We start from the raw sequence: 13,255 nt of genomic DNA, 5'->3' as shown, positions 1-13,255 counted from the left end.
GATTGATCTTTGGTGTCTTGCACCCGTTTTGCGGTGCGCGTCGTGCAACGTTTAAGGCATCCTCATCCCCCGCACGAACAGCGAACTCTTACTTTTTAGCGACAGTGAGGCTATGGCCAAAAAAGACGGCGTCATCGAGATCGAAGGATCTGTGGTCGAGGCTCTGCCCAACGCGATGTTCCGCGTCGAGCTGACCAACGGTCACAAGGTTCTTGCCCACATCAGCGGCAAGATGCGACAGCACTACATCCGTATCCTCCCCGAGGACCGCGTGATCGTCGAGCTCAGCCCCTACGATCTGACCCGCGGCCGCATCGTCTACCGCTACAAGTAGGAATTCGCTGCACAAGTAACGGCCCTTCCCGCCAGGAAGGCGCACGATGACAGCGAAGGAATACATCACATGAAGGTCAAGCCCTCAGTCAAGCGCATGTGCGAGCACTGCAAGATCATCCGCCGCAATGGCCGGGTCATGGTCATCTGCTCGTCGAACCCGCGTCACAAGCAGCGCCAGGGTTAATCCCTTTCAAGCTTCATAACTGAATACAGCTAGGCAGCGCCGGAACCGATTCGTCGGGGACACCTCGGGTTGGAGGCCCGGGCACAGACGCTGCTCCACACCTCCACTCACTTACAGGAGAAAGCCAAAATGGCACGTCTTGCAGGCGTTGACATCCCGCGCGAGAAGCGCGTGGAGATCGCACTGACGTACATCTACGGTGTCGGTCGCACCCGGTCGCTTCAGACCCTCGCCGCCACCGGCATCTCGGGGGACATCCGGGTCAAGGACCTGACCGACGACCAGCTCGTCGCCCTCCGTGACTACATCGAGGGCAGCTTCAAGGTCGAGGGTGACCTCCGCCGCGAGGTGCAGGCCGACATCCGCCGCAAGGTCGAGATCGGCTCCTACGAGGGTCTGCGCCACCGCCGTGGCCTCCCGGTGCGCGGTCAGCGCACCAAGACGAACGCGCGTACCCGTAAGGGTCCGAAGCGCACCGTCGCCGGCAAGAAGAAGGCCGGCCGCAAGTAATCGCGGGCCCACGGATTCAGGAGAGATAGACACTAATGGCTGCACCCAAGGCTGCCGCGCGCAAGCCGCGCCGCAAGGACAAGAAGAACATCGCTGTGGGCCAGGCCCACATCAAGAGCACCTTCAACAACACGATCGTGTCGATCACCGACACGACCGGTGCTGTGATCAGCTGGGCCTCGTCCGGTGGCGTCGGCTTCAAGGGCTCGCGCAAGTCGACCCCGTTCGCCGCTCAGCTCGCCGCCGAGTCGGCTGCGCGTCAGGCGCAGGAGAACGGCATGAAGAAGGTCGACGTTTTCGTCAAGGGCCCGGGTTCGGGTCGCGAGACCGCGATCCGCTCGCTTCAGGCCGCCGGCCTCGAGGTGGGAAGCATCACCGACGTGACGCCGCAGGCGCACAACGGCGCTCGCCCGCCGAAGCGCCGTCGCGTCTAACAGCAGTAGGTAGGACTACCGGGGCCGAAAGGCCCCGGCGCGGGCCGGGCGGAGGCGCTCTGCGCCCCCGCTGGCGCGGCCCGCGCCAATCGCTTTCACATAACTCAACAACTCCACTCACGCAGGGGTCATATAGCGGACCCTTAGCCGAAAGGAATCAACAGTGCTCATTGCACAGCGTCCTACTTTGACCGAGGAGCCGATCTCGGAGTTCCGCTCGCGGTTCGTCATCGAGCCGCTTGAGCCCGGCTTCGGGTATACCCTCGGCAACTCGCTTCGCCGCACGCTGCTGTCGTCGATCCCCGGGGCTGCGGTCACCAGCATCCGTATCGATGGTGTTCTGCACGAGTTCAGCACGGTGCCTGGCGTCAGGGAAGATGTCACCGAGGTCATCCTGAACATCAAGGGCCTGGTCGTCTCGAGCGAGCACGACGAGCCCATCACCGCTTACCTGCGCAAGCAGGGCGCGGGCGAGGTCACCGCTGCAGACATCTCCGCTCCCGCCGGTGTCGAGATCCACAACCCTGAGCTCGTCATCGCGACGCTCAACGACAAGGCGAAGCTCGAGATCGAGCTCACCATCGAGCGCGGCCGCGGTTACGTCTCGGCGCAGCAGAACCGCAGCGAGTTCAGCGAGGCCGGCCAGATCCCGGTCGACTCGATCTACTCGCCGGTGCTCAAGGTCACGTACCGCGTCGAGGCCACCCGTGCGGGTGAACGCACCGACTTCGACCGCCTCGTGGTCGACGTCGAGTCGAAGCCGGCGATCACCCCGCGCGACGCGATCGCCTCGGCCGGCCGCACGCTGGTCGAGCTGTTCGGTCTCGCTCGTGAGCTGAACAACCAGGCTGAGGGCATCGAGATCGGCCCGGCGCCGGTCGACGCCGTTCTCAGCTCCGAGCTGTCGATGCCCATCGAGGACCTCGACCTCTCGGTTCGCTCATACAACTGCCTCAAGCGCGAGGGCATCAACACCGTCAGCGAGCTGGTCTCCCTTTCCGAGACGCAGCTCATGAACATCCGCAACTTCGGTCAGAAGTCGGTGGATGAGGTCAAGGAGAAGCTGACGGAAATGGGCCTGTCGCTCAAGGACTCGGTTCCCGGGTTCGACGGCGCCCACTTCTACAGCGGCTTCGAGGACGAGGCCAACTAGGTCTTGCCGGTTCCTGGCCACCCCACCTTTTCAATAACGGAGAATCACCATGCCCAAGCCCACTAAGGGCCCCCGCCTCGGGGGCGGTCCTGCCCACGAGCGCCTGCTGCTCGCGAACCTGGCCGCCAGCCTGTTCACCCACAAGTCGATCCAGACGACCGAGGCCAAGGCGAAGCGCCTGCGCCCGATCGCTGAGCGCCTCGTCACGTTCGCGAAGCGCGGCGACCTGCACGCGCGCCGTCGTGTGCTCGCCGTCATCAAGGACAAGTCGGTGGTGCACGAGCTGTTCACGCAGATCGCGCCGCTGGTCGCCGACCGTGAGGGTGGCTACACCCGCATCGTCAAGACCGGTTACCGCAAGGGTGACAACGCCCCCATGGCCGTCATCGAGCTGGTTCTCGAGCCCGTCACGCCGAAGGTGAAGAAGACGAAGACCACTGCGGCACCCGCCGCGGAGGCTCCGGCTGACGAGCCCGAGGTCGCCGACACCGAAGCCGCCGAGGAGGCCGTCGAGGCCGAGGTCGCTGAGACCGAGGCTGCTGACGCCGAGGCTGTTGAGCCCGAGGCTGTTGAGCCCGAGGCTGTTGAGCCCGAGGCTGCTGAGCCCGAGGCTGCTGAGACCGAGCCCGAGGCTGCCGACACCGAGGCGCGCGACGCCGCGGCCGAGTCCGCCGAGGACGCAGAGTAAGCACCGCACCGCTCACGAAGAACGCCCCGTAGCCCGAGAGGGTGGCGGGGCGTTCTCGTTCCACAGGGGAGAATTGACGCGTGACGGACGGTGCGAGCCGATGCCCCTGCGGAACGGGCCTGAGCTACGGCGAATGCTGCGGGCCGCTGCACGATGGCGTGCGGCGCGCGGCAACGGCCGAGCAGCTCATGCGCGGCCGCTACAGCGCCTACGCGCTGGGTGATTCCGCCTATGTGCTGTCGTCGTGGCATCCGTCGACCCGACCCGCATCGGTCGAGCCTGACGGCGAGCCGCCGCTCGTGTGGCGTCGTCTCGACATTGTGGCCACCGAGGCGGGCGGCCCGTTCGACCGCGAGGGCGCCGTCGAGTTCCGCGCGATCTGGCGTCAGGGCGCCGAGCGCGGCGAGCTGCACGAGCGCAGCCGCTTCGTACGCGGTGGCACGAGCGCGGGCGCTCAGTGGCTCTACCTCGACGGCGAGATCCTGGCGTGAGCGGGTCGTCAGACCCTGGCACACGGGTGCGGCTCGATCTCGCATATGACGGCACCGCGTTCAACGGGTGGGCGCGGCAGCCGGGACTGCGCACGGTGCAGGGCGTGGTCGAAGACGCCCTCGCGACGCTGTTCACGCGCACGCCACCATCGCCGACACTCGTCGTCGCAGGGCGAACGGATGCCGGTGTGCACGCCGCCGACCAGGTGGTGCACCTCGATCTCACCGCAGACCAGCTCGACGCACTGCGCAGAGTCCGCGTCGGCGCAGAGCCGGCGCCCGAGGCGGGAGCGGCCCTGGCACACCGGCTGAACGGTGTCCTCGGCCAGAGCAGCGACGTCGTGATCAAGCGCGGCGCCATCGCCCCGGCCGGCTTCGATGCGAGGTTCTCGGCCGTGTGGCGGCGCTACGAGTACCGCGTCAGCGACCGTGTCGAGACGCGTGACCCCGCGCAGCGGCACCGCACGGTGTGGTGGCCGGACGCGCTCGACCTACCCGCGATGCAGGCAGGCGCCGAGCAGCTGTTGGGGTTGCACGACTTCGCCGCGTACTGCAAGCCGCGTGCGGGTGCGACGACGATCCGAACCCTGCAGGGCTATCGCTGGCGCCGCGACGACGCCGGGGTGCTGATCGCGGAGCTGCAGGCGGACGCGTTCTGCCACAGCATGGTGCGGGCACTCGTCGGGGCGGCCGTCGCTGTGGGGGAGGGCCGGCTCGAAGCATCCGATCTCGGCCTCATTCTCGACGTCGGCGAGCGCACGAGCGCGTTCAAGGTGATGGCCGCGAAGGGTCTGACGTTGACCGAGGTCGGGTACCCGGCTGCGGGTGAGCTTGCGGCGCGCGCGGCAGCTACTCGCGCCCGGCGTGAGCTGTGACCTGGCCCTCGGTCGCCTCGTCGTTGGTCTCGTCGATGACCGGCGCGGCGCTGGCGGGTGAACGCAGCGAAGTGAGGAGCCGGCGTGCGTAGAGCATGGGGTAGCCGATCGTGGCGGCGAGGTAGCCCAGGGCGGTGTGGTCGTGCTCGCCGAAGGCGCGCTTGCGGTCCCACGCGCGCCGCAGCGCGCCGCCGCTGCTGGTGCGCTGCGCCGGCCGGTCAGGCAGTGCGCCCACGTCGCGCAGGGCGGCCAGCGCGTCGAGCTGCTGCTGCCAGTTGTTCTCTGCGGGGTCGTGGAAGTAGTTGTCCTGCCGCCACGCCGGATCGACCTCGCGGAAGCGCGCAGCGACCAGTTCGTCGGATGACGCGAGCAGGTTGCTGCCGATGAACACGGTGTTGATCATGGGGCCGCTGACGCCGAAGTCGGTGAGCACGATCGAGGGCACGTGCGCCGCGATCGCCTCGATCGCCGCGGTCGAGCTCACGGTGACGAAGCCGACGGCGCGCGCGAGGTGCTCGGACATCGGGCCGGCCTCGACGACGAGGTTGGCGGGGCGGCCCGCCGGCAGCAGATCGGGGTACGGATACTTCTCGCGGTGCGTCTGCAGCTCACCCGGCAGCGCCCGCACCTTCAGGACGACCCGAAGGCCGGGATTCGCGCGCGCGGCCTCGACGAGCCGCGCGGCCATCGCCTGGCGTTCCTCGAGGTGCCACGGCACGCCGGGCTGCGCGGCGAACACGATGCTGTCGCGTCGTCCGGGTGCGGCAGCACCGGCGGTCTGCAGCTGCTCGAGGAACGGCAGCGTCGCGAGCACGAAGTTGTGCGTCATGCCTCGTGCGGCTACAAGCTCGCGATGCTCACGGATCTCGCGATGGCTGTGCAGCACGAACAGATCCGCCTGGGCGCGGCGGAAGATGCCCTTGTACTTGGCGGGAGAGGAGATGCCAGGCAGGCCGGTGAGGAGCACCGGGCGCGGCCTGATCTTCATCGTGATCTCCGTGATCACGGCCTCGGCGACCGCGCCGCTCGTCGACACGAACACGGCGTCGTACGCCTCGCGGCCGAGCCGGTCGAGGATCTCGGGCAGGGTCGCCCGGGGCACGGCATCCGCTTGGAACGCCGTGCCCACGAGGGCGGAGGCGAGCTGCCCGGCACTCGCGGCGGGCCGCGACCCGACGACGGTCAGATCGACCTGCCACGCGTCACGATCGAGGCGCGAGAGCAGTGCCGCGCCCCACTTGGCATAGGAGTCCGAGTCGATGACTCCGAGCAGCTTGCGTTTCACCTGGTCCAAACGGTCTCAGGCGCCGACGCGGCGCAGCTTCGACTTGGGTGCCTCTTCGCCCGGGAAGACGCGCTTGACGCCGTCGCCCATGGCCTTCTCGATGACGCGGATGTCGCGCACGAGGTTCCTCAGGCCGTGCGGCTCGAGCGATGCGGCGTGGTCCGAGCCCCACATGGTGCGGTCGAGCGTGATGTGGCGCTCGACGGCGACGGCGCCGAGCGCCACCGCGGCGATCGAGATCTGCAGGCCCGGCTCGTGGCCCGAGTAGCCGACGGGCACGCCGGCGTAGCGGTCCTTGAGGGTGCGGATCATGCGCAGGTTCGCCTCTTCGGGCGGAAGCGGGTAGGTCGACGTGGCGTGCAGCAGGATGAGCTTCTCGCGGTCGAAACGCGCTACAGCGGCATCGATCTCGTCGATCGTCGACATGCCGGTGGAGAGGATGACGGGCTTGCCGGTCTTCGCGATGGCGTCGAGCATCTCGATGTCGGTCACCGACGCCGAGGCGATCTTGAAGGCGACGACGTCGAGGTCTTCGAGGAAGTCGACCGACGGCACGTCCCACGGGGAGGCGAACCAGTCGAGGCCCTTCGAGTTGGCGTACGCGCCGATCTCGAGGTACTGGTCGCGGTCGAACTCGACACGGTACCGGTACTCAAGGTAGGTCATGTCGCCCCACGGCGTCGACCGCGGGGTGTTCTTCATGTGCTCGGGCGTCGAGATCTCGGGCGTGCGCTTCTGGAACTTGACGGCCTGCGCGCCGGCGTCGGCGGCGACGTCGATGAGCTGCTTCGCGATCTCGACGGAGCCGTTGTGGTTGAGGCCGATCTCGCCGATGACGTAGACGGGCTGGTCGTCGCCGATGGCGTGGGACCCGATGTGGACGGTCATGAATGGCCTTTCGAACTGCTGGTGATTGCGGACGTTGAAGCTTCGGTGGCAGCGGCCTCGCTGCGTGCGATGGCCTCGGCGACGTCGAGTTCGGCAAGAGTGTCGATCTCGAGGGCATGGCGCTCATCGGTCAGTGCGACGCCGACGCGGCCGAAGAAGCGGAACCCCGCCTCCCGGAAACCGTCGACGCGCATCACGTAGAAGGCGCCCGTCTCCAGGTATTCTGCCTCACGGTCCTGTCGACGCGGTCTGAACGAGCTGTCATGGTTCACGCCGACGGCGCCGTGGCCCGTCAGGCGCCACAGGAATCCGTGCGACTCGACCACCGAGAGCACGACGTCGCTCTCGCCGTCGAGAATGCGCTGCACGGCGTCGTCCAGGTCGCGCGGTGAGATGAATGGGCTGGTCGCCTGGATGAAGACGAGAACAGTGGGGCGGATGCCTGTGGCCTCGAGCTCGTCGAGGGCGTGCAGCAGCGCGGACTCGCTGCTGGAGGCATCCGTCGCGAGCTCCGCCGGACGCTCGATGATCTGCGCACCCGCCTCCTGCGCCGCGGCAGCGATGTCGTCGCCGTCGGTCGACACCGCGACCACGTCGATGAGCTCGGCCGCGCGGGCGGCGGCGACGGCGCGGGCGATGAGCGGGAGGCCGCCGACGACGCGCAGGTTCTTCCCGGGGACTCCTTTGGAGCCTGCGCGTGCGGGAATGATCGCGACGACCGACTGATCGCGCCCGGAAGCGCCGCTTTCAGGGCGATGCATCCCCTTAGCTAAGCGCTCCGCCGGTGCGGAAGGCAAACGGCCGGCACACGCCTTAATGGGTTCATAACAACCGCATGGCTGCGTGACAAGCGCTCCGGTCGGTCTCGGTTTGCCGCACCGGAGTCGCTCGGGTACCATAGACCCTTGGTGCCTTGCGCCTGCCGCACGCACCCGAAGTTGAGCCCTCCACCTGTGCTGTTGTGTTCGATGCGATTGGTTTCGATCCGATCACAACGCCGACGGGAGCGGGATTCACGACCATCCAACTCCGATAGAAAGCAGCCACTACAGTGACGCGCACCTACACCCCCAAGGCCGGCGAGATCCAGCGCGACTGGGTCGTCATCGACGCCACCGACGTGGTCCTCGGCCGCCTGGCCAGCCACGCCGCCGCGATCCTTCGCGGCAAGAACAAGCCGACGTTCGCCCCGCACCTCGACACGGGCGACTTCGTGATCATCATCAACGCCGACAAGGTCGCACTGACCGGCCAGAAGGCGCTGCAGAAGAAGGCGTACCGCCACTCCGGCTACCCGGGCGGCCTCAAGGCCGTCGGCTACGCCGAGCTCCTCGAGAAGAACCCCATCCGCGCCGTCGAGAAGGCTGTGCGCGGCATGCTTCCGAAGAACTCGCTCGGTCGTCAGCAGCTGGGCAAGCTGAAGGTCTACGTGGGCGACAACCACCCCCACGCCGCCCAGCAGCCCACGCCGTACACCTTCCCGCAGGTCGCCCAGTAAGCGCCGGACCTCACAGACTTTAAGGACTGAATCAAGTGGCAAAGATCGCTGACCAGATCGACGAGGCTCCCGAGAGCTTCACGACCGAGACCCCGGCCGCCGAGGCCGCGGCCGCCCCGCGCCCCGTGCTGAGCGTTCCGGGTGCGGCGGTGGGTCGCCGTAAAGAGGCCATCGCCCGCGTGCGCCTCATCCCCGGCGCCGGCACCATCACGGTGAACGGCCGCGAGTTCGCGGACTACTTCCCCAACAAGCTGCACCAGCAGCTCATCACCGACCCCTTCAAGGTGCTCGAGCTCCTCGGCTCGTACGACGTCATCGCGCGCATCACCGGCGGCGGCCCCTCGGGTCAGGCGGGCGCGCTGCGCCTCGCGATCGCCCGCGCGCTCAACGAGATCGACCGCGAGAACAACCGTCCCGCGCTGAAGAAGGCCGGCTACCTCACGCGCGACCCGCGCGTGACCGAGCGCAAGAAGGCCGGTCTCAAGAAGGCCCGCAAGGCATCGCAGTTCTCGAAGCGCTAAGCGCGCGAGAACCGGGCTTCGGGAATTCGGGGGACTCTGCATGCCGCGCCTTTTCGGAACAGACGGTGTTCGCGGTCTTGCGAACGGAGAGGTGCTCACGGCCGAGTTGGCCCTGAACGTCGCTCAAGCCGCGGCTATCGTGCTGGGCACCGGCCGGTCGGCCGATGCCCGGCGCGCCGCCGGCAAGCGGCCCACCGCGGTGGTCGCGCGCGACCCCCGCATCTCGGGCGAGTTCCTCGTCTCGGCCGTCGCGGCCGGGCTCGCGTCCTCCGGCGTCGATGTGCTCGACGCCGGAGTGATCCCGACTCCCGCGACGGCCTTCTTGATCGCCGACATCGGTGCCGACTTCGGCGTCATGATCTCGGCATCGCACAATCCCGCGCCCGACAACGGAATCAAGATCTTCGCGCGCGGCGGCACCAAGCTGCCCGACGTCGTCGAGGACCGCATCGAGGCTGCGATCTCGCAGCCGAAGTGGACGCCGACGGGTGGCGACGTCGGTCGCATCCGCCGCTTCGCCGACGCGGAAGACCGCTACGTGGTGCATCTGATCGAGGCGCTGCCGCACCGGCTCGACGGCATCCACGTCGTTCTCGACACCGCGAACGGCGCAGCCGCCGGCACGTCCCCCGAGGCGTTCGTCCTCGCCGGTGCCAAGGTGACGCTCATCGGTGCCGACCCTGACGGGCTCAACATCAACGACGGCGTCGGCTCGACGCACATCGACAATCTCAAGCGCGCCGTGCTCGAGGCGGGTGCCGACGTCGGCATCGCGCACGACGGCGATGCCGACCGCTGCCTCGCCGTCGACGCCGAGGGCAACGAGGTCTCCGGCGACCAGATCATGGCGATCCTGGCGCTGTCCCTCAAGGCCCGCGGCAAGCTCAACCGCGACACGCTGGTCGCGACCGTGATGAGCAACCTCGGCCTGCACCGCGCGATGGCCGAGCACGGCATCAGTGTGGTCACGACCGCGGTCGGCGACCGGTACGTCCTCGAGGAGATCAACGAAGAGGGCTACTCGATCGGCGGTGAGCAGTCGGGCCACGTCATCCTGTCCGAGGCCGCGACGACGGGCGACGGCGCCCTCACCGGTCTGTCGCTGCTGTCCGAAATGGCACGCACGGGAAAGAGCCTCAAAGAGCTCGCCTCCGTGATGACGATCTTCCCGCAGGTTCTCATGAACGTCCGCGGCGTCGACAAGAACGCGCTCGTCGGCAACGAGGCGATCGCCGCCGCCGTCGCGCAGGCCGAGGCCGAGCTCGGCGAGACCGGGCGCGTGCTGCTGCGCCCGAGCGGCACCGAGCCGATGATCCGCGTCATGGTCGAGGCATCCCACGACGAGATCGCGCAGGCATACGCTCAGCGCCTCGCCGACGTGGTGCAGGCCGAACTCGCGCTCTGAGCCTATTGCCGCGCCGGTCCTCGCCCGGCGCGGGTCGCTACGCGACGCGGCGAGCAAGTAGCCGCGCCGCTATGGTGCGGGCGGCGATGCGCGTTGCGGTCCTCGCCCGGCGCGGGTCGCTACGCGACGCGGCGAGCACGTAGCCGCGCCGCTATGGTGCGGCGGCGATGCGCGTTGCGGTCCTCGCCTGGCGCGGCAGTCAGTAGTTGAGCAGGAGTGCGACCTGACGGTCGTCGTTCGGCTCGAAGCCCTGGGCGACGTAGAGGCCGACGGCGCCGGTCGGGTTCTCGCTGTCGACGTCGAGCACGACTCGCTCGAGCCCGGCGGTCTTCGTCGCGGTGAGCACGCGTGAGAGCAGAGCGGAGGCGATGCCGCGGCCGCGCCAGGCGCTGCGGGTGCCGAGCAGATCGAGGTACGAGCTCGTGTACCCCTGACTCTCGAAGTCGTGCTCGAACACACTTGTGACGGCATACCCGACGACGTTCTCGGGGTCGTCGACGGGGACGGCGAGGAACGTCAGGTCGTGACGGATGAACGGGCCGTCCAGCAGGCCGCTCCAGGTCTCCTCGCCGGTGGGCTGCGATCCCCAGTGGTCACGGAACGCGGCGCGGTGCGCGTCGAGCGTCGCGGCCGAGAGGGACGGCGTCCACGGGACGATCCGAATCGCCGGGTCGGGTTCGTGCGGTGTGATCGGCTTCGTCAGGTCGCGGGTCAGGGTGTCGGAGTAGCGAACGGGACGGAAACCGAGCAGACGGGCAAGCGCGACGGCGCTCTCGTTGTGGGCCGGCTGCCAGCTGAGAATCCAGCCGGGCAGCGCGAGATCGGATGCCGCGAGCTGCTGCTGCCCGCGACCACGCTGCCACTGCAGAAGCTGACGGCCGAGGCCGCGCCCGCGGACCGCGGGGTCGATCGCACCGTTGAGAATGACGCGGACGAGCGTCGACGGCTTCTGATCGACGAGATTCAAGCCGTAGGCGACGATATCGCCGGTGCGGGAGATGCCCGCGATGCTGTCGTGCTCGAGGTCGACATAGCTGCGGGACAGCCGGTCGCGCAACTCGGCCTCGGGGGTCACCCAGTCGGGGTGATCGACCGCGTCGGCCGCGGCGTGAAGGCGGCCGAGTGCGGGGGCATCGGTCGCTGTGAGCGGGCGCCAGACGACGATGTCGGGGTGAATGGGAAGCTCGAGCCGGTGCGGCGCATCGACGCGCTCACGGAGGGGACTCAATGTCGTCACGTTCCCACCCTGGCACCGCTGCGCGATGGAACGCTGTATGCGCAGGCGGGCAGGCGTCGCGGAAGCTCGGTACGCCCGTGACGGCCCGCGGGGTCGCTACGGTGTGAGAATGCCGTCACTGGTCGAGGCGTTGCTTGCGGGCCCGCGGGGGCGTCGCCTGTGCCTGGAGTTCGCCCAGCGGGATGAGGGAGCCGCGGGCGTGGCGGAACTGCGCCGCCTGCTGTTCTGGGCCGGCCGCCGCCTCGGCCCCCGTAACGGCGCGGCCGTCAGCGCATTCCAGGGGCGTGCGGCCGAAGGCGAGCCGGATCCGAGCATCGCGGACATCGGAGAGGCCCTCGCGGCAGTTCCGCTGCCGGTCGTCGACGACGTGGGCCTCATGCATGCGCTGGCCGAGTCGGTGGTGTGGGCACGATATTGGCAGGGCGCCGACGAGACCGACCTCGTGCTCGAGCGCGCCGAGCTGCTTCCGGCGCTCGGCCGGGTCGCGAAGCACATCGCCGACTCGCCGGCGACTCGCTGGTGGACCGCGCCGAGTGGGCGCGAGCAGTGGCGCGTCGCATTCCACGAGACCGACGGTCGTGCGGTGCCGGCGCCGATCGAGCCGGCGCAGGTGCTGAGCTCGTGGGCAGCCGCGTTCGCGGACGAGCGCGATCGCGCCGCGCGCGAGCGCCCCAGCGACGTCACGGCGAACTTCAGCGGTGCGTGGTGGTCGACGCCGCCTAGGCGACTGCTCGCGTCGACGAGACGGGTCGCCGACCTTGCACCCGTGGGCCTAGGGGCCGTCGAAGACGACCTCGGCTGGACCGCGGCAGCGGTGTCGCGTGGCGAGATCGCGGGTTCCCCGCGAATCTATGAGATCAGCGATGCGGATGCCTGGGCGGCGCTCTGCGCGCGCTACCCGCTCGATGCCACCGCGGCGCGCCGTCACGACTGGTACCGGGCGACTGGGCGTGACGGTGCCTGGGTGATCCCCGATTGGCCGAGGGTCGCGCGCGACTACGACGCGGTCCACCTCACGGTTGCCGCCTATCTGGAGGCTGCCGGTCGCGCCCTGCCGGTGAGGTCGGGCGCGGCGACGGTCATCGCAGGCTGGACGCCCGATCAGACGTATTGGCTGCGTGATGCGCCGCACGCCGCGGGGACATCGCAGTGGTGGGTCCGTGACGCGGACACGGCGGACTGGTTCGAGCTTCGCGGCACGGGCCGGTTCGTCGTCGTCGGCTTGTTCGCGCCGTTGAGAGCCGGCGACTCGATAAGCCGGAAGGCGTGGCCGGCGCATGTGACGCTTGCATCGAACTTCCGGGTCACAGCATCCGTCAGCGATGTGGTCGCCGCCATGCTCACGGCGTGCGCGGATTCCGGGCCGCTCGACCTGCACTTCGCCGGCACGGCGATGTTCGGGCCGGATCACGACGTGCCCGTGCGGCTCGTCGAGTCGGACGCCGTCCGTGCTCTGCATCATCGGCTTGCTGACCGCCTCGAGCCGATGGGCGGCTTCGTCCGTGATGAGCCGGCGTACTGGCGCGCGGGCTACCGGCCGCACCTGACGCTCGGCCCGGGGGTGTTGCGTCGGGGGCATCGCGACCGCCGGCTGACATCGGTGGCGCTCGCCGAGCTCGACGGCAGCACGGCGACGGTCGCGGCGACCGTCGACCTACCGGCGGGAGCGCCGTAGGGCACCTCTTTCGCCCGCGGGCGCACTGTCGTTCCGAATCCGTGTGCCGCTCGGCCGGATGGGTGCCGCTCGCGC

Annotated in this window: 16 protein-coding genes; 12 read left to right on the top strand and 4 right to left on the bottom strand. The window is 68.8% G+C overall.

Annotated features, from left to right (window positions below; genetic code table 11):
- Positions 1 to 112 precede the first annotated feature (112 nt).
- From infA to truA, 8 genes are all read left to right on the top strand, one after another.
- Positions 113 to 334: a translation initiation factor IF-1 gene (gene infA / locus ACFOYW_RS03365; RefSeq protein WP_021759551.1), complete on the top strand. Its 222-nt coding sequence runs from the start codon at positions 113 to 115 to the stop codon at positions 332 to 334.
- 69 nt (positions 335 to 403) lie between these two features.
- Entirely contained in the window at positions 404 to 520 is a 117-nt protein-coding gene (gene rpmJ, locus ACFOYW_RS03360; RefSeq protein ID WP_390227228.1) for a 50S ribosomal protein L36, read from the top strand.
- A gap of 129 nt (positions 521 to 649) precedes the next feature.
- Entirely contained in the window at positions 650 to 1,030 is a 381-nt protein-coding gene (gene rpsM / locus ACFOYW_RS03355; protein WP_120788499.1) for a 30S ribosomal protein S13, read from the top strand.
- Positions 1,031 to 1,065: 35 nt separating this feature from the next.
- Positions 1,066 to 1,464, top strand: a complete 399-nt coding sequence (gene rpsK, locus ACFOYW_RS03350; RefSeq protein WP_390227227.1) for a 30S ribosomal protein S11 — start codon at positions 1,066 to 1,068, stop codon at positions 1,462 to 1,464.
- Positions 1,465 to 1,627: 163 nt separating this feature from the next.
- On the top strand, positions 1,628 to 2,617 hold the full coding sequence (locus ACFOYW_RS03345; RefSeq protein WP_390227226.1) for a DNA-directed RNA polymerase subunit alpha: 990 nt from the start codon (positions 1,628 to 1,630) through the stop codon (positions 2,615 to 2,617).
- A gap of 49 nt (positions 2,618 to 2,666) precedes the next feature.
- A complete protein-coding gene (gene rplQ / locus ACFOYW_RS03340) occupies positions 2,667 to 3,305 on the top strand; it encodes a 50S ribosomal protein L17 (protein ID WP_390227225.1) in 639 nt (212 codons plus the stop codon).
- Between the two features lie 80 nt (positions 3,306 to 3,385).
- A complete protein-coding gene (locus tag ACFOYW_RS03335) occupies positions 3,386 to 3,796 on the top strand; it encodes a YchJ family protein (protein WP_390227224.1) in 411 nt (136 codons plus the stop codon).
- Positions 3,793 to 4,671 (top strand): tRNA pseudouridine(38-40) synthase TruA, encoded by an 879-nt coding sequence (gene truA / locus ACFOYW_RS03330; RefSeq protein ID WP_390227223.1) that lies wholly within the window; start codon positions 3,793 to 3,795, stop codon positions 4,669 to 4,671. Before ACFOYW_RS03335 ends, truA begins: the two co-directional genes overlap by 4 nt.
- Here truA and ACFOYW_RS03325 read toward each other — a convergent pair.
- From ACFOYW_RS03325 to ACFOYW_RS03315, 3 genes are read right to left on the bottom strand one after another with little or no spacing between them, the layout of a single operon-like run.
- Complete coding sequence (locus tag ACFOYW_RS03325) at positions 4,646 to 5,956, bottom strand: DUF6716 putative glycosyltransferase (RefSeq protein ID WP_390227222.1); 1,311 nt, start codon at positions 5,954 to 5,956, stop codon at positions 4,646 to 4,648. The genes truA and ACFOYW_RS03325 overlap by 26 nt on opposite strands.
- Before the next feature lie 15 nt (positions 5,957 to 5,971).
- Positions 5,972 to 6,844: an N-acetylneuraminate synthase family protein gene (locus ACFOYW_RS03320; protein ID WP_390227221.1), complete on the bottom strand. Its 873-nt coding sequence runs from the start codon at positions 6,842 to 6,844 to the stop codon at positions 5,972 to 5,974.
- A complete protein-coding gene (locus ACFOYW_RS03315; RefSeq protein WP_390227220.1) occupies positions 6,841 to 7,605 on the bottom strand; it encodes an acylneuraminate cytidylyltransferase family protein in 765 nt (254 codons plus the stop codon). The genes ACFOYW_RS03320 and ACFOYW_RS03315 overlap by 4 nt, the downstream gene beginning before the upstream one ends.
- A gap of 290 nt (positions 7,606 to 7,895) precedes the next feature.
- On the opposite strand from ACFOYW_RS03315, the gene rplM reads away from it, so the two are divergent.
- From rplM to glmM, 3 genes are read left to right on the top strand one after another with little or no spacing between them, the layout of a single operon-like run.
- Positions 7,896 to 8,342 carry a 50S ribosomal protein L13 gene (gene rplM / locus ACFOYW_RS03310; RefSeq protein ID WP_390227219.1) on the top strand — a complete coding sequence of 149 codons (447 nt, stop codon included), beginning with the start codon at positions 7,896 to 7,898 and terminating at the stop codon, positions 8,340 to 8,342.
- Between the two features lie 35 nt (positions 8,343 to 8,377).
- Positions 8,378 to 8,863 carry a 30S ribosomal protein S9 gene (gene rpsI / locus ACFOYW_RS03305; protein WP_390227218.1) on the top strand — a complete coding sequence of 162 codons (486 nt, stop codon included), beginning with the start codon at positions 8,378 to 8,380 and terminating at the stop codon, positions 8,861 to 8,863.
- Positions 8,864 to 8,903: 40 nt separating this feature from the next.
- Positions 8,904 to 10,268 carry a phosphoglucosamine mutase gene (glmM, locus tag ACFOYW_RS03300; RefSeq protein ID WP_390227217.1) on the top strand — a complete coding sequence of 455 codons (1,365 nt, stop codon included), beginning with the start codon at positions 8,904 to 8,906 and terminating at the stop codon, positions 10,266 to 10,268.
- Between the two features lie 199 nt (positions 10,269 to 10,467).
- On the opposite strand, the gene ACFOYW_RS03295 is transcribed toward glmM, so the two are convergent.
- Positions 10,468 to 11,505 (bottom strand): GNAT family N-acetyltransferase, encoded by a 1,038-nt coding sequence (locus tag ACFOYW_RS03295; protein WP_390227216.1) that lies wholly within the window; start codon positions 11,503 to 11,505, stop codon positions 10,468 to 10,470.
- 109 nt (positions 11,506 to 11,614) lie between these two features.
- On the opposite strand from ACFOYW_RS03295, the gene ACFOYW_RS03290 reads away from it, so the two are divergent.
- On the top strand, positions 11,615 to 13,180 hold the full coding sequence (locus ACFOYW_RS03290) for a 2'-5' RNA ligase family protein (RefSeq protein ID WP_390227215.1): 1,566 nt from the start codon (positions 11,615 to 11,617) through the stop codon (positions 13,178 to 13,180).
- Positions 13,181 to 13,255 lie beyond the last annotated feature (75 nt).

Origin of the sequence: Gryllotalpicola reticulitermitis, assembly GCF_042651345.1 — a bacterium.
Lineage (GTDB): Bacteria > Actinomycetota > Actinomycetes > Actinomycetales > Microbacteriaceae > Gryllotalpicola > Gryllotalpicola reticulitermitis.
The sequence above is the reverse complement of the archived record's forward strand: the minus strand, read 5'-3'. Positions and strand labels throughout refer to the sequence as shown.